General features: G+C 66.8%; 21 protein-coding genes. 10 read left to right on the plus strand and 11 right to left on the minus strand.

Annotated elements, in window-relative coordinates; genetic code table 11:
* Nucleotides 1-15: 15 nt before the first annotated feature.
* Nucleotides 16-1,680, minus strand: a complete 1,665-nt coding sequence (locus EH231_RS05500; RefSeq protein WP_124712028.1) for a M4 family metallopeptidase — start codon at nt 1,678-1,680, stop codon at nt 16-18.
* Nucleotides 1,681-1,981: 301 nt separating this feature from the next.
* Between EH231_RS05500 and EH231_RS05505 the strand changes: the two genes are divergently transcribed.
* Nucleotides 1,982-3,709: a tyrosinase family protein gene (locus EH231_RS05505; RefSeq protein ID WP_164480782.1), complete on the plus strand. Its 1,728-nt coding sequence runs from the start codon at nt 1,982-1,984 to the stop codon at nt 3,707-3,709.
* Entirely contained in the window at nt 3,706-4,533 is an 828-nt protein-coding gene (locus EH231_RS05510) for a DUF2182 domain-containing protein (RefSeq protein ID WP_124712029.1), read from the plus strand. The genes EH231_RS05505 and EH231_RS05510 overlap by 4 nt, the downstream gene beginning before the upstream one ends.
* Here EH231_RS05510 and EH231_RS05515 read toward each other — a convergent pair.
* Nucleotides 4,502-5,308, minus strand: coding sequence for an MFS transporter (locus EH231_RS05515; RefSeq protein ID WP_273545744.1), 807 nt, complete (start codon nt 5,306-5,308; stop codon nt 4,502-4,504). The two genes, EH231_RS05510 and EH231_RS05515, sit on opposite strands and share 32 nt — an antisense overlap.
* A gap of 31 nt (nt 5,309-5,339) precedes the next feature.
* On the opposite strand from EH231_RS05515, the gene EH231_RS05520 reads away from it, so the two are divergent.
* Nucleotides 5,340-5,798: a winged helix-turn-helix transcriptional regulator gene (locus EH231_RS05520; protein ID WP_090425754.1), complete on the plus strand. Its 459-nt coding sequence runs from the start codon at nt 5,340-5,342 to the stop codon at nt 5,796-5,798.
* Here EH231_RS05520 and treZ read toward each other — a convergent pair.
* From treZ to EH231_RS05540, 4 genes are read right to left on the minus strand one after another with little or no spacing between them, the layout of a single operon-like run.
* On the minus strand, nt 5,792-7,525 hold the full coding sequence (gene treZ, locus EH231_RS05525) for a malto-oligosyltrehalose trehalohydrolase (RefSeq protein ID WP_124712030.1): 1,734 nt from the start codon (nt 7,523-7,525) through the stop codon (nt 5,792-5,794). The two genes, EH231_RS05520 and treZ, sit on opposite strands and share 7 nt — an antisense overlap.
* The gene (gene treY, locus EH231_RS05530) at nt 7,518-9,785 is read right to left on the minus strand and encodes a malto-oligosyltrehalose synthase (protein WP_124712031.1); all 2,268 of its coding nucleotides are present in this window, start codon (nt 9,783-9,785) and stop codon (nt 7,518-7,520) included. The genes treZ and treY overlap by 8 nt, the downstream gene beginning before the upstream one ends.
* Nucleotide 9,786: 1 nt before the next feature.
* Nucleotides 9,787-11,910: a glycogen debranching protein GlgX gene (glgX, locus tag EH231_RS05535; protein ID WP_409542677.1), complete on the minus strand. Its 2,124-nt coding sequence runs from the start codon at nt 11,908-11,910 to the stop codon at nt 9,787-9,789.
* Nucleotides 11,911-11,959: 49 nt separating this feature from the next.
* Nucleotides 11,960-14,128 carry an acetyltransferase SucT gene (locus EH231_RS05540; protein ID WP_124712032.1) on the minus strand — a complete coding sequence of 723 codons (2,169 nt, stop codon included), beginning with the start codon at nt 14,126-14,128 and terminating at the stop codon, nt 11,960-11,962.
* A 91-nt stretch (nt 14,129-14,219) separates the two neighbouring features.
* Between EH231_RS05540 and EH231_RS05545 the strand changes: the two genes are divergently transcribed.
* The 4 genes from EH231_RS05545 to EH231_RS05560 are packed head-to-tail and all read left to right on the plus strand — an operon-like array spanning nt 14,220 to nt 17,900.
* Complete coding sequence (locus EH231_RS05545; RefSeq protein WP_124712033.1) at nt 14,220-15,527, plus strand: adenosylmethionine--8-amino-7-oxononanoate transaminase; 1,308 nt, start codon at nt 14,220-14,222, stop codon at nt 15,525-15,527.
* Between the two features lie 39 nt (nt 15,528-15,566).
* Nucleotides 15,567-16,715, plus strand: a complete 1,149-nt coding sequence (locus EH231_RS05550; protein WP_124712034.1) for an 8-amino-7-oxononanoate synthase — start codon at nt 15,567-15,569, stop codon at nt 16,713-16,715.
* Nucleotides 16,712-17,389, plus strand: a complete 678-nt coding sequence (gene bioD, locus EH231_RS05555) for a dethiobiotin synthase (RefSeq protein ID WP_090425773.1) — start codon at nt 16,712-16,714, stop codon at nt 17,387-17,389. Before EH231_RS05550 ends, bioD begins: the two co-directional genes overlap by 4 nt.
* A 1-nt stretch (nt 17,390) precedes the next feature.
* Nucleotides 17,391-17,900, plus strand: a complete 510-nt coding sequence (locus EH231_RS05560) for a 2'-5' RNA ligase family protein (protein ID WP_090425776.1) — start codon at nt 17,391-17,393, stop codon at nt 17,898-17,900.
* Nucleotides 17,901-17,911: 11 nt separating this feature from the next.
* Here EH231_RS05560 and EH231_RS05565 read toward each other — a convergent pair whose 3' ends face one another.
* Complete coding sequence (locus EH231_RS05565) at nt 17,912-18,529, minus strand: TetR family transcriptional regulator (RefSeq protein ID WP_090425779.1); 618 nt, start codon at nt 18,527-18,529, stop codon at nt 17,912-17,914.
* 176 nt (nt 18,530-18,705) lie between these two features.
* On the opposite strand from EH231_RS05565, the gene bioB reads away from it, so the two are divergent.
* The 3 genes from bioB (at nt 18,706) to EH231_RS05580 (ending at nt 20,714) form a co-directional block, all read left to right on the plus strand.
* On the plus strand, nt 18,706-19,683 hold the full coding sequence (bioB, locus tag EH231_RS05570) for a biotin synthase BioB (protein ID WP_044518412.1): 978 nt from the start codon (nt 18,706-18,708) through the stop codon (nt 19,681-19,683).
* A gap of 12 nt (nt 19,684-19,695) precedes the next feature.
* Nucleotides 19,696-19,944, plus strand: coding sequence for a biotin synthase auxiliary protein BsaP (gene bsaP / locus EH231_RS33755; protein ID WP_164480783.1), 249 nt, complete (start codon nt 19,696-19,698; stop codon nt 19,942-19,944).
* Between the two features lie 62 nt (nt 19,945-20,006).
* Nucleotides 20,007-20,714, plus strand: a complete 708-nt coding sequence (locus EH231_RS05580) for a DUF2567 domain-containing protein (RefSeq protein WP_090425788.1) — start codon at nt 20,007-20,009, stop codon at nt 20,712-20,714.
* Here the strand turns inward: EH231_RS05580 and EH231_RS05585 are convergent.
* The 4 genes from EH231_RS05585 to EH231_RS05600 are packed head-to-tail and all read right to left on the minus strand — an operon-like array spanning nt 20,695 to nt 24,065.
* A complete protein-coding gene (locus EH231_RS05585) occupies nt 20,695-21,105 on the minus strand; it encodes a VOC family protein (RefSeq protein WP_090425791.1) in 411 nt (136 codons plus the stop codon). The genes EH231_RS05580 and EH231_RS05585 overlap by 20 nt on opposite strands.
* A 48-nt stretch (nt 21,106-21,153) precedes the next feature.
* The gene (locus tag EH231_RS05590; RefSeq protein ID WP_090425793.1) at nt 21,154-21,969 is read right to left on the minus strand and encodes a helix-turn-helix transcriptional regulator; all 816 of its coding nucleotides are present in this window, start codon (nt 21,967-21,969) and stop codon (nt 21,154-21,156) included.
* Between the two features lie 29 nt (nt 21,970-21,998).
* Entirely contained in the window at nt 21,999-23,330 is a 1,332-nt protein-coding gene (locus EH231_RS05595; RefSeq protein ID WP_124712035.1) for a lipase family protein, read from the minus strand.
* Between the two features lie 42 nt (nt 23,331-23,372).
* Nucleotides 23,373-24,065, minus strand: a complete 693-nt coding sequence (locus EH231_RS05600) for an NUDIX hydrolase (RefSeq protein WP_090425799.1) — start codon at nt 24,063-24,065, stop codon at nt 23,373-23,375.
* Nucleotides 24,066-24,068: the final 3 nt, after the last annotated feature.

A 24,068-nucleotide genomic window follows, 5' to 3' on the forward strand; every position in this document is an offset into this window, starting at 1 on the left:
TGAACCGGCGGGGCCTCAGGCTCCGATGCCGGTGGCCTCGAACCCGGCACTGACTGCCCGGACTTTTTCGTCCAGAACGTCTTGGGGATCCTTGCGGAACAGGGACTTGGCCACGAGTTCGACCGCGCGCCGGCTGTCGCTGAACCCGGATGTCCGCGACAGGTGCAGGGTCAGTGCCAGATAGAACAGCGTTGCGACGTCCTGCGGCGTGAAGAGATAGCCCTGGCCGTTCTTGGCACTGATGACGTTGTACGCCGCCTTGTTGTGGATGCCGCTGTTGGTGTGCACGCCGCCGTTGTCGCGGGTGGTGTTGACGTAGTCGCGCACGTGGGCGGGCTGACCGCGCCGCGTCGGATCACTCAGATCGCGCAGCGGGACGCCGGTTCCGTCGAGTTCCTCGCCCATCTCCCAGTTCCAGCTGTCGATGTCCGGCTTCTGGGAGTTGGCAATGATCGTGCCCATGATGTCCGAATAGGACTCGTTGAGCGCGCCGGATTCGTTCTTGTACTCCAGGCGTGCCGTGTTGTCGGTCAATCCGTGCGTCATCTCGTGGGCGACGACATCCACGGCCACCGCATAGGACCGCAGCTCTCCGTTGACGCTGCGCTGGCCGTACACCATCTGCGTGCCGATCCAGGCGGCGTTGCGCCATTCATTGGGCGTCGGGTCCTGGATCGATGTGCAGTTGATGGAGGAGATGAAGGGTCCTCCCTGGTTGTCCAGACCGTTGCGCTGCAACGTGTTCAGCAGGTAATCGGCCACCTCTTGGGCATTGGCATGTGCGCTGATCGCCGCCGGGCTCCACGGGGCCGGGGGGTTGGTGATCGGCGCGGCGCCCGGTAGCGAGCGGAATTGCGATTCGATCCTGCGGAACCCGAAATCGTAGGTCTCGATGCGCCGGGTCGGGTCCACGAGCCGCGTGTTGTCGTTCTCATCGCGCTCGGCCCGGATACGCCGGGTTTGGCCGAGTGCATCGGTTGAGTCCAGCTCTTCCAGGGTCCATGAAATCGTCTGCGTACGGGGAAGTTTGGTCACCAGATCGCCGGAATGGGCGTCGACGACGTAGTCGAAGAGTTCCGGCAGCGTCTCCGGATGGCCGTCCGAGGTGCGCTTGCGGTGTCGCTGGACGTTCTTGGCGATGTAGACCAGGCGCCACACCCCGGGCTGGGAGCTGTTGTCGAAGTAGAAGTACAGCCGGGGAGGCTCCGGTAAGGGCAGCGCGTCCTTGCCCGCGTCCTTGACGATCACGTCCTGAGCCTGGGCCGGCGATATCGCCGCCACGGCGTCGACACCGTCGGGATTGCCGATCGCCGAATTCACGGCCAGCATGTTGTTGGCGTCATCCAACTCGATCGTGACGAGGGAGCCGTAGATCGGGATGTGCTGACGGTACTGAGCGAACTTGACGACGGTGGAATCCGTGAGTGGTACAGATTCGGTGCCCAGGGCCCGGTACTCGGTTCCCGGACCCGCGCTGCTGTCGGTGATGGTGGGCACCTCGGGGTTGGCGATCATCTGGTTCAGATAGCGACGCGCAGCCGATTCCGGATCGAGTGTCGCCACGTCGATCGCCCGGGCCGTGCCGGGCCTGACCGTTTCGTCATTGATGGCCCGCACTGCCGGGCCCTGGTATTTGTCCGCGCTGTGCAGCGCAAAGCTCTCTAACCCGTTGTCGTTCATCAGTTCTCATATCTCCTGGTCCGATGGTGGCTGCCCCGGATGGGGCCGACCGGGTGTCGGCGCCATGGCATGGCCTGATCATGCGTCGACGGCGCCGCAATTTCGTGCGTAGTCGCCTACTCGAAAATTGCGCCGAACGGACCCGTGAGGTCTGCAGCGGTGCCGCTGTCGTGCGAAGTGACGACCGCGTCGGCACCGAATGCAGGTAGTGATCTACGCGCGCGCTCCGGGCCGAGGATGCCTACCGTCCATGACGTGGGGTTTCAGCCTCACACGAGACCCGCCGTCAAGGGAGCCAGCCATGGCGAAATACCTCATCAAATCCGGTGACACCCTCGGTGCCATCGCAACTCGGCTCGGGGTGGGTCTGGCCGGCCTTGAATCGGCGAACCCGCACATCACCGATCCACACCGGATCTTCCCGGGCCAGATCATCATCGTGCCGGGCAGTTCACCGGTGCCCGGACCCGAATACGTCGTGCAGTCCGGCGACACGCTGACCCACATCGCTGCCAGGTTCGGGGTGAGCCTGGCCGACCTCGAAAGCGCCAATCCCCAGATCGCCAACGTGAACCGGATCTTCACGGGGCAGATCATCACGGTCACGGAAGCGGCTACACGGGTCCGCCACGACATCTGGACACTCGATGAGATCGATCACTGGCACCCGACCATCTACGCCTACGCCCGCGCGGTGCAGGTGCTGATCGACCGGACGGACGCGGACCAGTTCGACCCGATCAGTTGGCAGTATCAGTCCGACATCCATGGCACCACAGAGAATCCCGACAATTACCGCAACCAATGCCAGCACTTCTGCTGGTTCTTCCTGCCCTGGCACCGGATGTATCTGCAGTGGTTCGAACGGATCATCAGATCTGCCATCGCAGACCTGGACGACGTCGACGAGCAGACCAAGGCGACCTGGGCATTGCCCTACTGGAATTACAGCAGCGACGATTCTGCCCGCAGGCGGTTGCCGCAGGCTTTTCTCGATACCACCCTGCCGGACGGCGTGACGCCGAACCCGCTGTGGGTGCCTGGGCGAAACCTCAATGACGGTTCGTCGCTGCCAGTCTCCGACGTCGACCTGACCAGTGCGCTGGCGCCGGTCGATTTCGCCGGGATCGGCGGGTTTGCCGGTGGGCGCACCGGATTCAGCCATGGCGGAGAAGATCCGGGCTCGGCGATGGGACCGCTCGAAGGAACGCCTCACGGTGCGGTTCACGTGGGTGTGGGCGGTCTGATGGGTTCGTTCAACACCGCCGCGCTGGACCCGATCTTCTGGCTGCACCACGCCAACATCGATCGGATCTGGGAGATCTGGCGGACGATGCCCGACCGGACGAACACCACAGAGGCCGCCTGGCTGACCGGTGTGACGTTCCACTTCCACGACGAGAACCGGGCGACGCTCACCGAGACGGTGCAAGAAGTGCTCGACACCACGACCCAGCTCAGCTACCGCTATGAGGACATCACGGCCCCTGTCGCACTGGAGGCTCTCATGCCAACCGCACCTGCACCCGAGAACCCGCCGGAACTGGTCGGAGCATCGGACAGCGCGATCGCCCTGGCCGGTGAGACCACCAATGTCACGTTCGGTATCGCTCCTCCGATCGGCCCGCTGGCCGAGGAAGCGACACCGGCGTCGCGTGCTTTCCTCCGCATCGAGGACGTGACGTCACCGGCACCGGTGGGCGTCACCTACAAGGTGTATCTCAATGTGGGCGGCGGCGAACCCACAGTCGATGACGACCATTTCGTTGGTGTCGCAGCTTTTTTCGGGATCGAGGAAACCAGTAACCCCGACAATGAGCACGGTGGGATGCGGCTCGCCTTCGACATCACGGGCCTGTACCGACGATTCAGTGCCGAGGGCCGCTGGAGCGATCAGGTCAGCGTCACCTTCGTACCGCAGTATGTGGAGCCGGCGGCCCATCCGATCCAGCTGCCGGGTGCCCAGGCCTCGGCGCCGCAGCAGTCCGGCAATGCGCGAGTTGGTCGAGTGAGCGTCTTCCTGCAATGACACTCACCGCGGTGCCGAGCCGGGCGGCGCGGCCATCGGCCTGGCGGCGGTTGCGGTGGAGACATCCGGAGCTGTACCTGCTGACGGTCGCGGTGGCCGCCTGGCTCGCGGTCGTGATCCTGCATCTGACGATGCTGTCCCACACCGGAGCTCAGCATTGTTCGATGGTGCCGCACGGCGCGGGCCACCACCACGGCGTGCTGAGGGTCGACGTCCTCGCCGAGGGTTGTGTCGGGGTGCCCTCCGGTGCAATGGAATTCCCCGAGTCGATGGCGCTGTGGGCGGTGATGGCGGCCGCGATGATGCTGCCGACGACGCTGCCCGCCGCCCGGTCGATAGCGCTGAACGGCAGATGGAATCGGCGCCACCGCGGCCAGGCGTTGTTCGCGGTCGGCTACCTCGCGGTGTGGTCGGGGTTCGGAGCCCTCGCGCTGACGGGCGCCTGGTTGGTCGGACCGAAAACCGGAGGTGCTCTTGCCGTCTCGGCGCTCCTGGCGACGGCGGCGGCCTGGGAACTGACCCGCAGGAAGCGGTTCTTCCTCCGCGCGTGTCACCGGGTCCGGGCGCTGCCGGCCGGCGGATGGCGCGCGGACCGGGCCTGCGTCGGGGAGGGGCTGCGAAACGGATTGCGGTGCACCGGTGCATGTGGCCCGATGATGCTGCCGATGGCGCTGGCCCCGCACGCGCTGTGGCTGATGGTGGTCCTGTTCGGGGTCGTCGTGGGGGAGAAGTGGGTGACGAAAGGCGTGGACCATCTTCGCCTCTTCGCTGCGGTGCTCGCGGTGGTCGCCGTCATCGTGGCATGTGGTGCGCCGCTCGGTTGACCGACCAGACGACCAGCGCGCAAGCCGCGAACGTGGCGCCGAGGATGCTGGAGCCGGTCCACCCCGCGAGCGAGTAGACCGCGGTGGTGGCCGTCGCCCCGAGCGCCGAGCCGAGTGAGTAGAAGAACATGTAGCCGCCGATGACGCTGCTGGTGCGATGCGGGTGGGCTGTGGTGAGTAGGTGCTGGTTGCTCACGTGCACCGCTTGTACGGCGAAGTCGAGCACGATCACGCCGACGACGATCAGTACCAGCGACCATGATGCGTGTCCGATGGCCAGCCATGACACGGTGAGGAGCGCGAGCGCCCCGCCGGTGACGGCGCTCGCGAGTCCGGAGTCGGCCCAGCGTCCTGCGCGGGCCGCGCCGAGCGCACCGGCAAGACCTGCGATTCCGAAGAGGCCGATCTGCGCCGTGCTCAGATGCCACGGAGCGGCGGTGAGCGGCAGCGCCAGGCCGCTCCACAGTGTCCCGAAGGACGCGAACAGGAAGAACGCGATCAGCCCGCGTGAGACGAAAAGGCGCTCGCGGAACAGTCGGGCCAACGACGTCAGCACGTCGAGGTAATCCGTTTGTTCGCGCCGAGGGTCGGGCGGCAGGAGTCTCGGCACCAGGCCTGCCAGCGCAACCAGCAACACCGCCAGCCCGGCATAGACGCTTCGCCACCCCCACACGGCGGCGAGGGTGCCTGCCGCGACGCGTGAACCGAGGATCCCGACGACGACTCCGGAGGTCACCATGCCGAGGGTCCGGCCGCGGTCCTCGGGCGTGGACAGGGCTCATTTCAGCAACTCTTCAGGGGGTGTGATGGCCGAGCCGGTGCCGCACAGCGATGACGTGACCTGGACCGATCCCACCTGCCCGGTGGCGCGCACTCTCGACCTCGTCGGGGACCGTTGGAGTCTGCTCATCGTCCGCGACGCCATGGACGGCGCGCGGGCGTTCACCGACTTTCAGCAGCGCACCGGCATCGCGCGCAATATCCTCACCGATCGGCTGCGCCGTCTCGTCGAGCGCGGCATCCTCGATCGGGAGGTGGCCGCATCAGGACGGCGGCAGGTGTACACGCTCACGCAGGCCGGTCGTGACCTCTTCACCGTCGTGGTGGCGCTGCGCCAGTGGGGTGAGCGGCACGCGTTCGAGGCTGACGAGGCTCGCTCGGTGCTCGTCGACGAACGGGGTCTGGCGCTCGCGGAATTGCGCCCCACGGATTCCCGCGGTGCCCCGGCGGATCCGGACAGCACGTCCGTGCGGAAGGACTACTGAACGCGCTCGGTGCGCAGGATTGCGAACGAGTGACCGGCCAATACCGTGGCGCCGGAAGCGATGTCGGGGTCTTCCCACGCCGCGACCAGTTCGCCCGTCACCGGCACGGACACGGCGTCGGAACCGAGGTTGCAGGCGATCGACAGGGCGCCACGGTGCAGAACGATCCACCGCTGCTGCTCGTCGAAGTCGATCGACATGTGATCCAGCCACGGATCGGCGAGGTCGGGCTCGGTGCGCCGCAACGCGATCAGCTCCCGATAGGTCCTGTGCAGCCGATCGTGATCGCCGTCGGAGACCTCGCTCCAGTTCAGTTTGGACCGCAGGAATGTCTCCGGGTCCTGCGGATCTGGGATCTCGTCGGCATCCCAGCCGTGCTCGGCGAATTCGGCCTTACGACCCTCGGCGGTAGCGCGGGCCAATTCCGGCTCGGGATGCGAACTGAAGAACTGGAACGGTGAGGAGGAACCCCACTCCTCGCCCATGAAAAGCATTGCCGTATAGGGGGATCCGAGCGCAAGCGCCGCCTTCACGGCCAGCTGGCCGAATGTCAGGAGCTGCGACGGCCGGTCGCCGACGGCGCGGTTGCCGACCTGGTCGTGGGTAACGGTGTAGGCCAGCAGCCGCGTGCCCGGAATGGTGGCGGTGTCCAATGGACGGCCGTGTCTGCGATGACGGAACGACGAGTATGTGCCCGCGTGGAAATATCCGTGCTTGAGCGTCTGTGCCAGGGTGGCCAGCGATCCGAAATCGGCGTAGTAGCCCTGCCGTTCACCCGACACCGCGGTATGGATGGCGTGGTGGACGTCGTCGTCCCACTGTGCAGTCAGGCCGAAGCCGCCACGGTCGCGCGGCGTGATCAGCCGGGGGTCGTTCAGGTCGCTTTCGGCGATCAACGAGAGAGGACGGCCGAGTTCTTCGGCAAGGGCGTCGGTCTCGGCCGCCAGTTCCTCGAGCAGATGGATCGCGGTGGTGTCCACCAGCGCATGCACCGCATCCAGACGCAGACCGTCGGCGTGGAAGTCGCGCATCCAGCGCAGCGCACAGTCGATGATGTAGGTGCGAACTTCGTCGGCGTCGGCATCGGACAGGTTGATCGAACTGCCCCACGGATTGCTGCCGGCGGACAGGTATGGACCGAACCGCGGCAGATAGTTGCCCGACGGGCCGAGATGGTTGAACACCGCGTCGATCAGCACGCCGAGTCCACGCGCGTGGCAGGCGTCGATCAGCCGGATGAGGCCGTCCGGTCCGCCGTAGGATTCGTGCACCGCGTACCAGAGCACCCCGTCATAGCCCCAGCCGTAGGTGCCGTTGAACGCGTTGACCGGCATCAACTCGACGAAATCGACGCCGAGATCCACCAGGTGGTCGAGCTTCTCGATGGCGGCGTCGAATGTGCCATCGGGAGTGAAGGTTCCGGTGTGAAGTTCGTAGATCACCCCGCCGCAGATGGACCGGCCCGCCCACCCGGCGTCGGTCCAGGCGTCCGGTGCGGGCTGCCACAGCTGTGAGCGTTCATGCACGCCGTCGGGCTGACGCGCTGAGCGAGGATCCGGCAGTACCGTGGCGTCCTCGTCGAGAACGAACCCATACCGGGCGTCGGCGCGGCAGCTGACCTCGGCCCGCCACCAGCCGTCGGCGGTGCGCGTCATCTCGTGCAGCGCTCCGTCCACGTCGACCCGCACGCGGTCGGGCTTCGGCGCCCACACGGTGAATTCAGTCATCCGTGCGCTCCAGCAAGGCCACCGGCGAATCGGCGAGCAGGTCGGTCAGCGGCACCCGCCCGGCCCACTGCCGGCCACTGAGCCGATCCAGCCACCGGCCGGCGGGTAAGGGCAATACCGTGTCGGCCCAGCCGGTTTCGGCCAGTGCCACGGTCCACCGGCATGCCGCCACCACGACATCCTGACCGCGCAGAAACGACACCAGGTGTGCCGCGGCGGTACCGGTGGCGGGCAGCGGCGTGTAGCCGCCGGCCCGGAAGGTCGCCGGCCGCGCGCGGCGCAGTGTCAGCGCAGCCGTGGTCACCCGCAGCTTGTCATCGTCCCCGCGCTCCAACGCGTCACGCAGCGCCGCATAGTCGACGGGGCGACGGTTGTCCGGATCGACCAGACTGTCCTCGGTCGTTTCGGTGCCCTGGTAGACGTCGGGTATGCCGGGCGCGGTCAGCTGGATGAGTTTCTGGCCCAGGCTGTCGTTCCGGGCGTGCGCCTCGAGCCGACCCACCAGCGCCGTCAGTTCGGCTGCGACCGGACCGTCGAGGACCCGGTCCAGCCAACCGTGCACCTCGTTCTCGAAGTCCACGCACGGGTCATGCCAGGAGGTTCGGGTGGCGGCTTCCCGGATCGCCTTCTCGGCGTAGGCGTGCAACCGGGCACGAAGCTCGTCGGTGACGGCTCCGTCCACCGGCCAGACGCCGAAAATGTTCTGCCACAAGAACAGTGCGGTCTCCCGCTCCGGGGGAGTGGACGATGCCGACCACCGCTCGACCGAATCGGCCCACGTCTCGGGGACCTGGGACAGCAGCCCGATCCGGGCGCGGACGTCCTCTCCGCGCTTGGTGTCGTGGGTCGACAACGTGGTCATCGCCGTCGGCCGGGCGCGCATCCGCGTGGTCGTCCGCTGGTGGAACTCGGCTGCCGACACCCCGAACAACTCTGGTGCACCGCCGACCTCGTTGAGCGACACCAGGCGGGCGTCGCGGTAGAACAGGCAGTCCTCGACAGCCTTGGCCGTCGCCGCACCACACAGTTGGTTGAACCGGGACACCACCTCGTCGCTGGTGGAAAGGGCCGTCGCGACGGTGGACAGCGTGTCGGTCAGTTCCATTGCGGCCCAGGATGTCTCCTGCATGGCCACCGGAACGATCGCGCCGAGCGACGGATAGTCACTGCGGTAGACGCCGATCCTGCTGATGAGTGCTGCCACGGCCGCCGGCAGCTGCGGGTCCTGCCTCGCGGTCACCGTCGCGATGGCCCGGCACAGCCGGCTCAGTTCGCTGGACAGGGTGTCGGTGACCGCCGCGGTCTTGAGCGTGCGTTCGGCGTCAGGATCCGGGCGCCCACTCACCGCGGTGAGTGGGCTTTCCCCTGACGGGGCGATGAACAGTCCACCGACCTCGCGCAGCGCGTCGTAGCCGGTGGTGCCGTCGACGGGCAGTGACGCATCGAGGCTCTCGTCGGCCGCCAGGATCTTCTCGACCACGATCCAGGCTTCGGGACCGGTGAGTTCGCGCAACCACCCCAGATAGCCCGCGGGGTCGGACAATCCGTCCGGATGGTCGATCCGCAGGCCGTCCACCAGGCCCTCCTCGAACCAGCGCTTGACCTCCACGTGGCTCGCGTCGAAGACGGTGCGGTCCTCCTGGCGCAGCGCCGCCAGGGACGTGATCGAGAAGAAGCGACGGTAGCCGCAGATCCCGGTGCGCCAACCCCTCAGCCGGTAGTGCTGGCGGTCATGGACCTCGCTGCCGGTGCCCGAGCCGGTTCCGGGCGCCACCGGGAACACCAGGTCGCCCAGTCTCAGCACGTCGCCGTCGAGCACCAGGTCGGCGACGTCGTCGTCGGAACCCAGGACCGGCAACACGATCCGCCCGCTGTCGAGATCCCAATCGATGTCGAAGTAGTCCGCGTAGGCCGAGGCGCGGCCATGCCGCAGCAGATCCCACCACCACGGGTTCTGCTCGGGGTGGGCGACGCCGACGTGGTTGGGCACGATGTCCACGATCAGGCCCATGCCGCGGGATCGGGCAGCCTCTGACAATCTGCGCAGTCCCTCCCTGCCGCCGAGGGAGGCCGATACCGTGGTGGGATCGGTCACGTCGTAGCCGTGTGTGGATCCGTGCGCGGCGGTCAGGATCGGCGACAGGTAGAGATGTGAGACTCCCAGCCGGTCGAGATAGTCCAGGAGATTCACCGCGTCATCGAATGTGCAGCAGTCGCCGCGCATCTGGAGCCGATACGTGGACAGGATGGGGCTGGGCATATCAGGCCGTCTTGCGCAGCACGAGCAGCGAGCGGGCCTGTAGTGAGATCTTCTCACCCGCGGCCACCACGAGACCGGAATCGCCTGTCGGACTGGAGGTGTCGAGGTCGCCGGTCCATTCGGCGGCGTAATCGCCGTTCGGGGTGACGAAGTCCTGCTCGTGGTCGTTGGCGTTGAAGCACAACAGGAACGTGTCGTCGACGACGCGTTCACCTCGCGCGTTGGGGGCCGGGATGGAATCGCCGTTGAGGAACACCGCGACACAGGTGCCCAACCCGGTGCCCCAGTCCTCGGGGGTCATCTCGGTTCCCGCCGGGGTGAGCCACGCGATGTCCCGAACCTGGTCACCGCTGCGGATGGGCTTGCCCTCGAAGAACCGGCGACGCCGAAACGCGGGATGGCGCTTGCGGAATGCCAGCACCTTGCGGGTGAACTCCAGGTGGTCGGCGTTGCTCTCGAGCCGTGACCAGTCCATCCAGGACAGCTCGGAGTCCTGGCAGTACACGTTGTTGTTGCCCGACTGGGTCCGACCGATCTCATCGCCGTGGGCGATCATCGGGGTGCCCTGGGACAGCATCAGTGTCCCCATGATGTTGCGCATCTGCTTGGCGCGCAGGGCCAGGACCTCCGGGTCGTCGGTCGGGCCCTCGACGCCGCAGTTCCACGAGCGGTTGTGGCTCTCGCCGTCGCGGTTGTCCTCACCGTTGGCCTCGTTGTGCTTCTCGTTGTAGGACACCAGATCGTTGAGGGTGAATCCGTCGTGGCAGGTGACGAAGTTGATGCTGGCGCCGGGCCGGCGGCCGGTGGCCTCGTAGAGGTCTGAGGAGCCGGTGAGCCGGGACGCGAACTCGCCGAGCGTCGAGGGTTCGCCGCGCCAGTAATCACGCACCGTGTCGCGGTACTTGCCGTTCCACTCGGTCCACAAGCCGGGGAAGTTGCCGACCTGGTAGCCGCCCTCGCCGACGTCCCACGGTTCGGCGATCAGTTTCACCTGGCTGACCACCGGGTCCTGCTGGACCAGGTCGAAGAACGCCGAAAGCCGGTCCACGTCATAGAACTCGCGGGCCAGCGTTGATGCCAGGTCGAATCGGAAGCCGTCGACGTGCATCTCCAGTACCCAGTACCGCAGAGAGTCCATGATCAGTTGCAGCGTGTGCGGGTGCCGGGCATTGAGGCTGTTGCCGGTCCCGGTGAAATCCTTGTAGTACTCGAGCTGCCCGTCGAGGAGCCGGTAGTACGCGGCGTTGTCGATCCCGCGGAAGTTGATGGTGGGACCGAGGTGGTTTCCTTCGGCGGTGTGGTTGTAGACCACATCGAGGATGACCTCGATACCGGCATCGTGAAACGCCTTGACCATGGTCTTGAACTCGGCCACGGCGCCGCCGGCGTGCCTGGTGGCCGCATATTGGAAGTGCGGGGCGAAGAAACCGACTGTGTTGTAGCCCCAGTAGTTCCGCAACCCGAGGTCCAGCAGCCGATGGTCGTGCATGAACTGGTGCACCGGCATCAGCTCGATCGCGGTGATGTTCAGCGACTGGAGGTACTCGATGACCACCGGGTGGCTCAGCCCCGCATAGGTGCCCCGGAGTTCCTCCGGGATGCCCGGGTGAGTCTGGGTCATTCCCTTGACATGTGCCTCGTAGATGACCGTGTCGTGATACGGGGTCTTGGGTGAGCGGTCCGAGCCCCATTGGAAGAACGGGTTGATCACCACGCTGGTCATGGTGTGGCCCAGGGAGTCGACCTGCGGCGGGTTTCCGGTGCCGGGAGGTTCGGCCGTCAGGTCGTAGGAGAACAGGGCCTGGCTGAAATCGAAGTCGCCGTGGAACGACTTGCCGTACGGGTCCAGCAGCAGCTTGCTGGGGTCGCACCGATGTCCGGCGCCGGGATCCCACGGGCCGTACACCCGGTACCCGTACCGCTGCCCAGGCGTGACAGTCGGCAGGTAGGCGTGCCAGACGTAACCGTCGACCTCTTCGAGATTGATCCGGTGCTCGGTCCCGTCCTTGGCGATCAGACACAGCTCGACGCGTTCGGCGACTTCCGAGAACAGCGAGAAGTTGGTGCCCGCACCGTCGTAGGTCGCGCCGAGCGGGTAGGCCTCGCCGGGCCAGACGGTCGACATCGGCGTGGGTACTGGAGATGACGGCACTGGAGAAGACGGTGGCATGGGTTCACCACCAACCGGTGGCCGCCGCCATCTGGCGGCCCAGTTCACCCGTCATCGTGCGCATGTACGTCGTGGAGATGTGGTGGGAATCGTGGTACATCAACACATTTCCCTCCACCACGCGGCAATAGTCCTTACGGCACACCGCATCGCTCATGTCGAGTGGCTTGAGCAGAGGAAACCTTCCGACGAAATCCAGCGTGGGGTTGTGGTCGGAGAGTACCTTGGACCGCTCTATGCCGCAGGAGATGGAGTCGCCGCCGTTGGCCAGGCAGTCGTAGGGGAAGTACGGCTGGCCGTTTCGGGTCAGCCACGGGGTATCGCGCATCGCCAAAACCGGAATGTTGTTCTGCGAGAGAGTTTCCCAGATTCCGATATAGGTGCCCGGCATCACGTCACCTGGCTTGATGTTCCACGGCCGGGTGGACGTGGTGAACACATAGTCGGGCCGATCGGCGATGAGCCGGGCCATCACCTTTTCGTTCCACTCATGGCATTTCGGATACGGGCGGTTATCGCCCATCACCAGCGGCGTTTCCTCCGTGGTGAGAGGACAACCCATCTTGAGGTAGGTGACGACCTTGAAGTTGTGCAGGCGGCCCAGCAGGTCCAGGGCGGTGATCCAGTGCTCGGCATGCGACCCGCCTGCCACCGCGACGGTGCGCGGGGAGTCTTTGTCGCCGTAGGTGCAGTTGATGATGTCGGTGTTGCCGAAATCGCTGATACAGCCGTCCGTCGTGGACGCCGGCAGATCGTCCTTCGCCTCGAGCACCGTGGGGCGCATGGGCAGTTTGGGTACCCGCGCGTGGTCGATCAGGGCGCGTGCTCCGGGATAGTCGCGGGCCGACAGCCCCGACAGTTCCTTGCCGTTGGCGCGCTGCACGGTGACATGCTCACGCCAGGTGAAGGAAGTGGCGGTCAAGGCGACACCGAGAAGGCCGACGATCGAGCCGACAACGATGGTGGGCCGGCGCAGACGGACCCGTAGCGGAAGGGCAGGTGCCGCGGTGGCGGCCTTGGCCTTCTGCGAGCGCAGTGGCTCCTCGATATAGCGCGTGGTGAGCCAGGCCAGAACGCCCGACACGAGCAGCACGATCGTGCCCTCGAGGAAGTTGGCGTGGGCATGGCCCGAGTAGGACAGCCAGAAGATCAGCAACGGCCAGTGCCAGAGGTAGAGCGAGTAGGCCATCGAGCCCAGCGACACGAACGGCTTTGTCGCCAGCATCCGGTTGGGTGCGGGCAACCGCTGGCCCGCTCTCGGATCGTCGGTCCGGTTGGCAGCGGTCAGGATGAAGATGACGGTGGCGCCGACCGGAACCAGGGTCCACGGCCCGGGAAACTCCTTGACGCCGTCGATCCACCAGCCACACGTCAGGATCGCGGCCAGCGAGACGGTCGCCAGGACGGTGCGCAACCACATCGGCCACCGCACCGCCGGCACCAACGCCCCGGCGAGCGCGCCGACGAGCAGCTCCCAGCCGCGGGCAAAGCTGTTGTAGTAGGCGGTGGCCTGATCGTTGTTGTGGGCGATGATCGCGTACACGAAAGACGCGATGGTCAGCGCGCTCAGTAAAACGATGAACGCGGTGCGCAGATGGCGGCCGAACAGCCGGCGGCCCATGAAAGCGAACCCGAAGACCAGTAACAGGAAGGCCAGGTAGAACTGCCCCTGGACGGACATCGACCAGATGTGTTGGAGCGGGCTGACCGCCTCACCGGCGCGAAGGTAGTCCGCGGCAGTGTTGGCCAACTCCCAGTTCTGGTAGTAGCCCAGGCTTGCCAGGCTTTGGTCAGCAAACGTTTCCCAGCGGGTCTCGGGCTGCACCAGGATCGTCAGCACGGCGGCTGCGGCAAGCACCACCACCAGCGCGGGAAGCAGGCGCCGAATCAACCGGACCACTTCGGGAAGCGGCCACAGCGGCGCATCCGGATTGAGTGCGATCCGCAGGATCTTGCCGCCGAAGAAGAATCCGGACAGCGCCAGGAAAACGTCGACACCACCGGAAACCCGGCCGAACCAAATGTGGAACATCGCCACGAGGGCGATGGCGATGCCGCGCAGTCCGTCCAGATCGTGGCGGTAGAAACCCGATGCACGGGTACCCATGACTGCGCGTGGAACGGAACCGGATTCGGTGCCGGGCTCCGTCCGGGGGGCGTCAAGGGTTTTCATGGTCGAGGCCAATTTACCTAACATCGGCCTGCCGCTCACATTTCGGATGGGTGCGTCACAGTCTGTGAGCAAAGGGCTAGGCTGCCCGACTGTGGCTGAGCTGACACCAGCGCAGATCAATGCCATCGACGCCGCCCACATCTGGCATCCCTACAGTGCCATGGGCTCGGCGGCGCTTCCGCCGGTGGTGGCGGTCGGTGCCAAAGGCGCGTGGCTGACTGTGATTGACCCTACTGACGGCGCACCGATCGAGGTGATCGATGCGATGGCGTCCTGGTGGACCGCCGTGCACGGACACGGGCACCCGGTACTGGACCGTGCGATCAGTGACCAGCTCGCCACCATGAACCACGTCATGTTCGGCGGCCTGACCCACGAACCGGCCGCACGGCTGGCGCAGCTGCTGGTCGAGCTCACCCCCGAGGGCCTGGAGACCGTGTTCTTCAGCGATTCCGGGTCGGTGTCCGTCGAGGTGGCCGTCAAAATGGCGCTGCAGTACTGGCGCAGCCTGGGCAGAGGGTCCAAACACCGCCTGATGACCTGGCGCGGCGGCTACCACGGCGACACGTTCACCCCGATGAGCGTGTGTGATCCGGACGGCGGCATGCACGAGCTGTGGTCCGGGGAAAACTCAGTCCTGGTGCCCCAGATTTTCGCCCCGCCCGTGCCCGCCGACTATCAACCGGCCTACAGCGAGGCATTCGAGCGGCAGCTGGCCGAACACGCCCACGAGCTCGCCGCGGTGATCGTCGAACCCGTCGTGCAGGGCGCCGGGGGTATGCGTTTTCACGATCCCCGGTACTTGGCCGACCTGCGCGTGATCTGCGATCGCCACGATGTACTGCTGATCTTCGACGAGATCGCCACGGGATTCGGCCGCACCGGAAAGCTGTTCGCCGCCGAACATGCCGGGGTCAGCCCGGACATCATGTGCGTGGGCAAGGCGCTGACCGGCGGCTACATCACCCTGGCCGCCACGCTGTGCACCGGGGAGATCGCACGGACGATCAGCGCGGGGGCACCGGGCGCCCTCATGCACGGACCGACGTTCATGGCCAACGCGCTGGCCTGCGCCGTCGGCGTCGCTGCGGTGGAACTGCTGATCGGCGGTGACTGGCGGGCGCAGGTGACCGAGATCGAGGCCGGGCTGCGGGAAGGACTCGAGCCGGCCCGCACGTTGCCGGGCGTCGCCGATGTCCGCGTGCTCGGCGCCATCGGTGTAATCGAGATGCGCGAGCCGGTGGACATGCGGGTGGCCACGTTGGCGGCCCTGCGCCACGGGCTCTGGCTGCGCCCGTTCGGCAAATTGATCTATGCCATGCCGCCCTTCATCTGCACGTGTGCGGAGGTGGAACAGATCACCGCAGGCATGGTCGGCGTGGCTCGTGCACTAACCTGAACGGTGTTCAATGCTCGGTCGGCACAAAGGAGCACCCACGTGACCCGCACGGATCTTTCACCGCTGGCCTGGCTCGCAGACGTCGAGCAGCAGCGCAGGCAGGCCGGACTGCGCCGTGAACTGCGCACTCGCCCTGCTGTGGCCACCGAGCTGGACCTGGCCTCCAACGACTACCTGGGGCTGTCGCAGCACCCGGAGGTGCTCGACGGTGGCGTCGAGGCGCTGCGGACCTGGGGCGCGGGTGCCGGTGGATCACGCTTGGTCACGGGCAACACCGAGTTGCACGAAGGGTTCGAGACCGCCCTGGCGACGTTCGTCGGCGCCGAGTCGGCGCTGGTCTTCTCCTCGGGTTACACCGCCAACCTTGGTGCCGTCGTCGCATTGTCCGGTCCCGGCTCGCTGCTGGTCTCCGACGCTCTCACGCACGCGTCGCTCGTCGACGCCTGCCGGTTGTCGCGCGCCCGGGTGAGCGTCACCCCACATCGCGACGTCGACGCGGTCGATGCGGCGCTGTCGGCGCGCACCGAGGAACGCGCGGTGGTCCTGACCGAGTCCGTGTTCAGCACCGACGGAGCGCTGGCGCCGTTGCGTGAGCTGCATGCGGTCTGTCGCCGCCACGGCGCGCTCCTGCTCGTCGACGAGGCGCATGGGCTGGGTGTGCGTGGCCCGGGTGGACAGGGTCTGCTGTACGAGACCGGCCTGGCCGGGGCGCCGGACGTGGTCATGACGACGACCCTGTCGAAGGCGCTGGGCAGCCAGGGCGGCGTGGTGCTCGGCCCGGAGGCGATCCGTGCCCATCTCATCGACGCGGCCCGTCCGTTCATCTTCGACACCGGCCTGGCGCCGGCGGCCGTCGGCGCCGCGTGGGCCGCACTGCGGGTGCTGACCGCCGAACCTCAGCGAGCTCAAGCCGTGTTGGACCATGCCGCCGCACTCGCCCGGATTTCCGGGGACACCGCGGTGCCGGACTCCGCGGTCGTCTCGGTGATCCTCGGTGAGCCCGAGGTGGCCGTGGCCGCGGCCGCCGCGTGCCTGGACCGTGGGGTGCGGGTGGGGTGCTTCCGTCCTCCGACGGTGCCCGAGGGCACCTCGCGGCTGCGCTTGACCGCACGGGCCTCGCTGACCGCCGACGAGATGGACCTGGCCCGCCAGGTGTTGACCGAGGTGCTGTCGAAGGCCCGGTTGTGAGCACGCTGGTCGTCACGGGTACCGACACCGGCGTCGGGAAGACAGTGACGACCGCCGCGCTGGCGTGTGCGGCCCGCATGGCCGGCCTCGATGTCGCGGTGTGCAAGCCGGTGCAGACCGGAACCGTCGACGGCGACAACGACCTCGCTGAGGTGAACCGGTTGTCCGGGGTGGGCAACCTGCATGGGGGATGGCGTTATCCGGAGCCGCTGGCCCCGGTCGCGGCCGCGCACCGGGCCGGGTGTGGGCTGCCGACCCGCGCGGAGTTGGTGGACGCGGTGCGAGGCGCCGAGATTCCCGGCGGGCTGACCCTGGTCGAGGGTGCCGGTGGACTCCTCGTCGAATTGGGCGACGACGGTGTCACGGTGCGTGATCTGGCAGCTGATCTGGCCGCCGCTGTCCTGGTGGTGGTGGCTCCGGGGCTGGGGACTCTGAATCACACCGCGTTGACTTTGGAATCTCTTGCCGGGCAGGGGATTCCATGTGCCGGTCTGGTGATCGGTGCATGGCCGGAGAACCCCGGTGTCACGGAGTCGGGCAACCGGGAGGCGCTGGCGCAACTGGCGCCGCTTCGGGCCGTGCTGCCCGCGGGGGCGGGCGGTGCGAGTGCCACGGAGTTCGAGAAGATCTGCGCCGATGCCTTCGACCGGGACTGGCTGATCGGCCTGATCTGAGATGGTGCACTCCGTCGAGCTGGTCTTCGACCCGGACACCGAGGTCGCGATCCGTGGCATATGGGACGCGCTGCGTGACAAAGACATTCCCAGCCAGGCCCCTGCCAGCCGGCCGCACGCGACGCTGACTGTCGCCCAGCGCATCGACCCCGAGGCCGACGCCGTGCTGACCGAGCTCGTGGACCGATTCCCGCTGCCGTGCCGGCTCGGTGCGACCCTGATCTTCGGGCGTTCGGCCGGAGTGCTGGCGCGGCTGCTGGTGCCGACCGACGAGCTGCTGGCCGTCCAGGCCGATACGTACCGACTGTGCCTGCCGTTCACGGACCCGGCCCCGATGCCGCACGCGGAACCGGCGAACTGGACCCCGCACGTGACGCTGGCCCGACGGGTGGCTCCGGCCAGGTTGGCCACTGCCGTGCGGATCGCCGGACGCCCCTCAGAGATCGTCGGCCAGGTGACGGGGCTACGGCATTGGGACGGCGACAAGCGCCTCGAACACCCGATCGGCTGATCGGCCGGCGATCAGCCCTGGCTGTGTTGCGAGATGCCGCGTCCGGAGCTGAGCGTGCTGGCGCCCCGCACGGCCAAGCCGTCGACGAGCAATTGCAGGCCGAAGGCGAATTGCCGCGAGGTGTCGCGGTTGAGCACCGACTGCTCATCCGCCAGTGCTCCAGCCGCATCCCACTGCAGCCGGGACTGTTCGTCGGCGGTGAAGCCCAGCACGTAATAGAGCACCGTGCGGGCGGCCAACTCGTCATCCGGCGACGTCACGCCGGCCTGCTTCGCGGCATCGGCGAGCTGCGCCACGATTTCGCCGACGATCTGGGATTGCCCGGCGGCAAAACTGGACGAGACCAGCTCGGCACCGTCGGTGTGCGACAGCAGTGCATCACGCAACGCCACACAGGTCTGGTGGATTCGGCCCGGCCAGGCTGTCGCGGTGCCCTCGGTGCGGGCGGGCTGCAGGATGCGGTCGGCGACGGCGCCGAGCAGTTCCTGTTTGTTGGCGAAGTGCCAGTACAGCGCGCCCGGGCTGACATTGAGCTCACGGGCCAGGCGCCGCATCGTCAGGTCGGCGATGCCGTAGTTGTCCAGGATGGCCGTCGCCGCATCCACCACGTCGGGTTTGTGGAGTTGCACACCGTTACCCTAGCCTGAACGGTGTTCAATTGTCGGCACCGCCGACGTGTTCAATCGTCGGCACCGCCGACGTGTTCAGTTGTCGGGCTCGATCGATGTGTTCAACCGTCGGCCCGACAGGCAGACGATCCACAGGAGGACTTTCGGTGACGCAGGCAGCCGTAGACGTACTGGGCATGGCTCGCGAGCAGGTTCTGGAGCGTGGCGTCGGCCTCGACCGGGATCAGACGCTGCAGGTGCTGCAGCTTCCCGACGACCAGCTCGAGGAGCTGCTGGCCCTGGCCCACGAGGTCCGGATGAAGTGGTGCGGTCCCGAGGTCGAGGTCGAGGGCATCATCAGCCTCAAGACCGGCGGCTGCCCGGAGGACTGCCACTTCTGTTCACAGTCGGGCCTGTTCGCCTCCCCGGTGCGCAGCGCCTGGCTCGACATCCCGAGCCTTGTCGAGGCCGCCAAGCAGACCGCCAAGACCGGTGCCACCGAGTTCTGCATCGTGGCTGCGGTGCGTGGCCCCGACGAGCGGCTGCTGGCCCAGGTGGCCGCTGGTATCGAGGCGATCCGCAACGAGGTCGACATCCAGATCGCGTGCTCGCTGGGCATGCTGACCCAGGAGCAGGTGGACCGCCTCAAGGAAATGGGCGTGCACCGCTACAACCACAATCTGGAGACGGCGCAGTCGTTCTTCCCCAATGTCGTCACGACCCACTCCTGGGAAGAGCGCTGGGGCACGCTGGAGATGGTGCGTGAGGCCGGTATGGAGGTCTGCTGCGGCGGCATCCTGGGCATGGGGGAGACGCTGGAGCAGCGTGCCGAGTTCGCCGCCAACCTGGCCGAGCTGAACCCGCACGAGGTGCCGCTGAACTTCCTCAACCCTCGCCCGGGCACACCGTTCGGCGATCTCGAGGTGCTGCCGGCGTCGGAGGCGCTCAAGGCGGTGGCCGCGTTCCGGCTGGCGCTGCCGCGCACCATGCTGCGCTTCGCCGGTGGCCGTGAGATCACCCTCGGTGACCTCGGCGCCAAGCAGGGCATCCTGGGCGGCATCAACGCCGTCATCGTCGGCAACTACCTGACCACGCTGGGTCGCCCGGCCGAGTCGGACCTGGAATTGCTCGACGATCTGCAGATGCCGATCAAGGCCCTCAACGCCAGCCTGTAGAACAGGGTGGTGATGATCGAGGAAACGCCGGCTCTGCCCGCGCCCGTCGGCGCCGGCCTCTACAACGTCTACACCGGGGTCCAGGCTGACGCGGCGAACGGAGCTGCGCTTCCCACCGCGGCTCAGCTCGGCCTAGAACCGCCGCGGTTCTGTGCCGAGTGCGGCCGCCGGATGATCGTCCAGGTGCGGCCGACCGGGTGGTGGGCCAAGTGCTCGCGGCATGGGCAGGTGGATTCGACGGACCTGGATACGCGGCGATGAGCCTCTCGGGCGAAGAGCAGAAGGCACCGATGAGCCTCTCGGGCGAAGAGCAGAAGGCACCGATGAGCCTCTCGGGCGAAGAGCAGAAGGCACCGATGAGCCTCTCGGGCGAAGAGCAGATGCTGTCGGTCGACCCGGCCCCCGCTGATATCCCGGGCGCACCGCGCGTTTCGCGTCAGCGGGCGGTACTGATCGTCATCGCCGCTCTTGCCGTGGCGGGTGCCGTCGTCGGTGCGCTGTGGGCGTTCCTGGCCCCCGGAGTGCATGGCGTGGTGGCGTTGACCCGCAGCGGTGACCGGGTGCACGCCTACCTGGGCGGCGAATCCGACCACTTCTTCACCTCGGCGTTCATATTCGTCGGCTTGCTCGTCGTCCTGGGCGTCGTGGCGGCGGTGGCACTGTGGCAGTGGACCCCGCACCGCGGGCCGGTTCTGGTCGCCGCGTTGTCCGCCGGTTGTGCGGTGGCCACGGCGGTGGCCGCGGGTGTCGGTGCGGCACTTGCGCATTGGCGGTTCGGTTCGCTCGATATCGCGGGTGCACCGGTCACACCGGACAACCGTGTCCACTATGTGGTGGAAGCGGCGTCGGTCTTCTTCGGGCACACGCCGCTGCAGATCGCCGGCACGATCCTGTTCCCGGCGGCGATGGCCGCGATGGTCTACGCGTTGATCGCGGTCTCGACGGTTCGCGATGATCTGGGCGCCTGGCCCCCTGTGCAGACGCCGACGTATCCGGTGATTCCGCCGGTGATCAGTTCACCTGGGGCTTGACAGCAGCCGCCTCGAACAGCTCGACGGGGTTGCCGTCGGGATCGCTGAGCTGGATCTGCCTGCCGCCGGGCCCTGTCTCCACCGTGTTGCGGAACACGATGCCGGCACCGCGCAACTCTGTGATGGCCGCGTCGAGGTCATCGACCTCGAGCACGAATCGGTTGTTGCCTCCGGGTGTCTGCGGGGTGCCGTCAGGCAGTTGACGTGCGCCCGAGCTTCCCGGCCCGCTCAAGAACAGGGTGAGATGGCCGTTGGCCACCGACGCGAACGCCGGTCCGCCACGGAGGGCGATATCAAACCCGAGATGCTCGGTGTAGAAAGCGACCGCGCGTTCGACGTCGGTGACCTGGTAGCGGACTGCGCCGGTTCGGTAGGTGATGGATCCAGACATGACCGCAGTCTGCCGACCTCCGCGGCGGATGTATTGAACAAAATTGACCTATGGCTCAAGCGCGATGTGGTCGTCCTTCGCGACGTACCCGCTTCGGCGTAGTTGCTCGGCGGGTGTCATCCCGGAGAATTCCTGGAACTCCCGGATCATGTGTGACTGGTCGGCGTATCCGTGCTCGGTGGCGAAGATGGACCAATGCGGCGCTGACAGTGCCCCGGAGACGGCGTCGTGTGCGTGCCGGAACCGCTGCAGGCGGGCAAACCGTTTGGGTGGCATTCCGACCTGGGTCGTGAACAGCTGGATCAGCCTGCGGTGGCTGAAGCCGACTTCGCGGGCCAGTTTTTCGATCGGCGGTTGGCGGCCGAGGCTGAGGGTGTTCACGGCAAAGGCCACTTCACGTGTCAGTTCGCGGTCGTCGTGTAGCCGGGCGAGCAATGCGCGTTCGACGATCGCCAGGCGTTGTGTGATCGACTTTGCCGCGCAGACCTCGGAACGGAGGTCGGCAACCGCGCCGTTCCACACCGCGTCGAGATTGATGTGAGCGCCGAGTAGCTCGTCCGGTGATACTCCGAGGACTGCGCGTACGCCGCCCGGCTTGAAATGCACGCCGACCATGGCGGTGTGCTCGCTGGCGTCGATGTCGAACGGCCGGGCGTAGGGGCCCGAGACCACGGTTCCCGAAAATCGTTGTGAACCTTGATGGTTCGTTATGGTGACGGCGTCAGCGCTGAGATTGATGACGAGTTCGGTGGTGCCGGTGGGCAGGATTCGCTCGGCGGAATACGTGGGTCCGTCCGCAATACACCACAAGTGGTCGACGCTGTTGCGCAAGGCCACCGACGGGGGTTGACGGATGTAACGCATCTACCCCCATTGTGCCAGCTCCCGGCAGATCAGAGCGGGCGTCGCCGGACAGTGCGTCCCAAGGCGACCTTGGTGGCGATTCCGGCCAGCCGCGCCATGCCCATGTAGGTGATCGGGTTGAGCAGGGTCGGCCACTTGGACCGCACCAGGTTGGCGGTCAGTGGGCGATCGGCGAACCGGTCTGTCAGCCAGCGCAGCGCCATCGGCGCCGAGAACGGGTGCAGCAGCAGGTGCTCGCTGAACATGTCGCGGTGATAGGTCACGTCGGCGCCGCCGGCCAGATAGGTATCGGCGAGTTCGTCGATGTCTCCGACCGAGATGATCTCGTCGTGCACGGCCTGCACGATCAGCACGGGCGGAACCGGCACGGCCACACCGAGTTTGGTGTCCTCGAACACCTCGCTGACCTCGGGCCCGTCGAGGATCTCGTCCAGCGGCATGTCGACCAGGTCGGCCATGTCGGTCCGGAACATCCGCACGACGGCTTCCACGGTGGTCATGCGGTGCAACCGGTCGAGGATTTTGCGTCCCTCGGTCGTGGCGTGCTCGGCGATGACCTGATTGAGATTGGGGTAAATGTCGGCGAGCGCGGCCACCACAAGGGCGGGCAGGCCCGAGAACACGGTGCCGTTGAGCCGGCGGAAGGTGTTTCCGAGATTGCCGACCGGCGAGCCGAGGACGGCGCCGACGATGTTGAGCTCGGGTGCGTAGCTGCCGGCCATTTCGGCAGCCCAGGTACTGGCCAGACCGCCGCCGGAGTATCCCCACAGGCCGATGCGTGTTGTCGGCGACAGCGCCAGGTGTTCGGTGTTGATGGCCGCGCGCAAGCCGTCGAGTACTCGGTAGCCCGGCTCGTAGGGCGCGCCCCACATGCCGTTGACGCCCTCATGGTCGGGAACCGAGACCGCCCAGCCCTCGGCCAGGGCGGCCGAGATCAGCAGGAATTCCAGCTGGGCCAGGGAACCGGTGGCCTTGGCGTGGTGGCGTAGGGCGTAGGACGGGAAGCATCGGGCCGAGATCGCGTCGATCGCGCACTGGTACGACACGATCGGACAGTCCGGTGCGGCGTCGGCCGGGACGATGACGGTGGTGGCGGCGGCCTCAGGGATGCCGTTGCGGTCGGTGGAGCGGTAGAGCAGCTGCGTGGCCTGCAGCCGTTGCGGGATCAGGCCCAGAAACGCCAGTTCGACATCACGGCTGCGCAGGACGGTGCCCGGTTCGGCGTGCTGGAACCCCGCGGGCGGTACGTAGAATGGGTCTTTGTGGGGGAGTACGGGTCGAGCGGCCGGGTCGAGGTCCTCGTGAGGTGCCCGACCGATCCACTCGGCTCCCGAGACGCTGGCCGCACTGCCCAAGTCCATCAGGGCATTCTTGCTTAAGAAGGGTCTAAGAATCCAGTCGACTCACCCGGGTGGGCGTAGAGCAGCGAATTCGTCGGTGACGCGGTACCGCGAGTCGGTGAATCGGTAGAGGGCGGCGGGGCGCCCCCCGCTGCGGCCCGATCGGGCGGTGGTTCCGGTGCGGGTGATGACCTTGCGACGTTCCAGAACCCGCTGCAGGTTGGTCGCGTCGACTTGGTGGTCGAGTGCGGCGCTGTAGATGTCCCGTAGCGTCGAGAGCGCGAATTCTTTTGGTGCCAAGGCGAATCCGATATTGGTGTAAGACATCTTGGCCACCAGCCGGGTGCGTGCGTGCTCGACCATCGGCGCGTGGTCGAAGGCCATCGGGGGCAGGTCGCTGACCGGATGCCACCGGGTGTCCGGCGGCAGGGCCGGGGTGGACGGGGAGGGCACCAGGCCCAGGAATGTGGATGCGATCGTCCGCATGCCGGGCACCCGGACCGGGTCGGAGAACACCGCCAGCTGCTCCAGGTGGGCGATCTCGCGCAGGTCAACCTTCTCGGCCAGCTGGCGCCGCACCGAGCTGGTCAGATCCTCGTCGTCCTCCAGTCGTCCGCCCGGCAGGGACCATTTGCCCCGCTCCGGATCCAGCGCACGCTGCCACAGCAGCACGTTGAGCGTGGGTTGCTTGGTGTCGAGCCCGCGAACCTGGAACACAACGGCGAGTACTTCGTGCGCGGTGTTACCATGTGGCATGTT

The sequence above is a fragment of the Mycolicibacterium nivoides genome (assembly GCF_003855255.1).
Lineage (GTDB): Bacteria > Actinomycetota > Actinomycetes > Mycobacteriales > Mycobacteriaceae > Mycobacterium > Mycobacterium nivoides.

Bases quoted from the DNA above. Each gene is read 5' to 3' on its own strand.
- EH231_RS05500 (WP_124712028.1), bottom strand. From the start codon at position 1,680: ATGAACGACAACGGGTTAGAGAGCTTTGCGCTGCACAGCGCGGACAAA.
- EH231_RS05505 (WP_164480782.1), top strand. From the start codon at position 1,982: ATGGCGAAATACCTCATCAAATCCGGTGACACCCTCGGTGCCATCGCA.
- EH231_RS05510 (WP_124712029.1), top strand. From the start codon at position 3,706: ATGACACTCACCGCGGTGCCGAGCCGGGCGGCGCGGCCATCGGCCTGG.
- EH231_RS05520 (WP_090425754.1), top strand. From the start codon at position 5,340: ATGGCCGAGCCGGTGCCGCACAGCGATGACGTGACCTGGACCGATCCC.
- treZ (WP_124712030.1), bottom strand. From the start codon at position 7,525: ATGACTGAATTCACCGTGTGGGCGCCGAAGCCCGACCGCGTGCGGGTC.
- treY (WP_124712031.1), bottom strand. From the start codon at position 9,785: ATGCCCAGCCCCATCCTGTCCACGTATCGGCTCCAGATGCGCGGCGAC.
- glgX (WP_409542677.1), bottom strand. From the start codon at position 11,910: ATGTCGACCGTCTGGCCCGGCGAGGCCTACCCGCTCGGCGCGACCTAC.
- EH231_RS05540 (WP_124712032.1), bottom strand. From the start codon at position 14,128: ATGAAAACCCTTGACGCCCCCCGGACGGAGCCCGGCACCGAATCCGGT.
- EH231_RS05560 (WP_090425776.1), top strand. From the start codon at position 17,391: ATGGTGCACTCCGTCGAGCTGGTCTTCGACCCGGACACCGAGGTCGCG.
- bioB (WP_044518412.1), top strand. From the start codon at position 18,706: ATGGCTCGCGAGCAGGTTCTGGAGCGTGGCGTCGGCCTCGACCGGGAT.
- bsaP (WP_164480783.1), top strand. From the start codon at position 19,696: ATGATCGAGGAAACGCCGGCTCTGCCCGCGCCCGTCGGCGCCGGCCTC.
- EH231_RS05580 (WP_090425788.1), top strand. From the start codon at position 20,007: ATGAGCCTCTCGGGCGAAGAGCAGAAGGCACCGATGAGCCTCTCGGGC.
- EH231_RS05585 (WP_090425791.1), bottom strand. From the start codon at position 21,105: ATGTCTGGATCCATCACCTACCGAACCGGCGCAGTCCGCTACCAGGTC.
- EH231_RS05590 (WP_090425793.1), bottom strand. From the start codon at position 21,969: ATGCGTTACATCCGTCAACCCCCGTCGGTGGCCTTGCGCAACAGCGTC.
- EH231_RS05595 (WP_124712035.1), bottom strand. From the start codon at position 23,330: ATGGACTTGGGCAGTGCGGCCAGCGTCTCGGGAGCCGAGTGGATCGGT.
- EH231_RS05600 (WP_090425799.1), bottom strand. From the start codon at position 24,065: ATGCCACATGGTAACACCGCGCACGAAGTACTCGCCGTTGTGTTCCAG.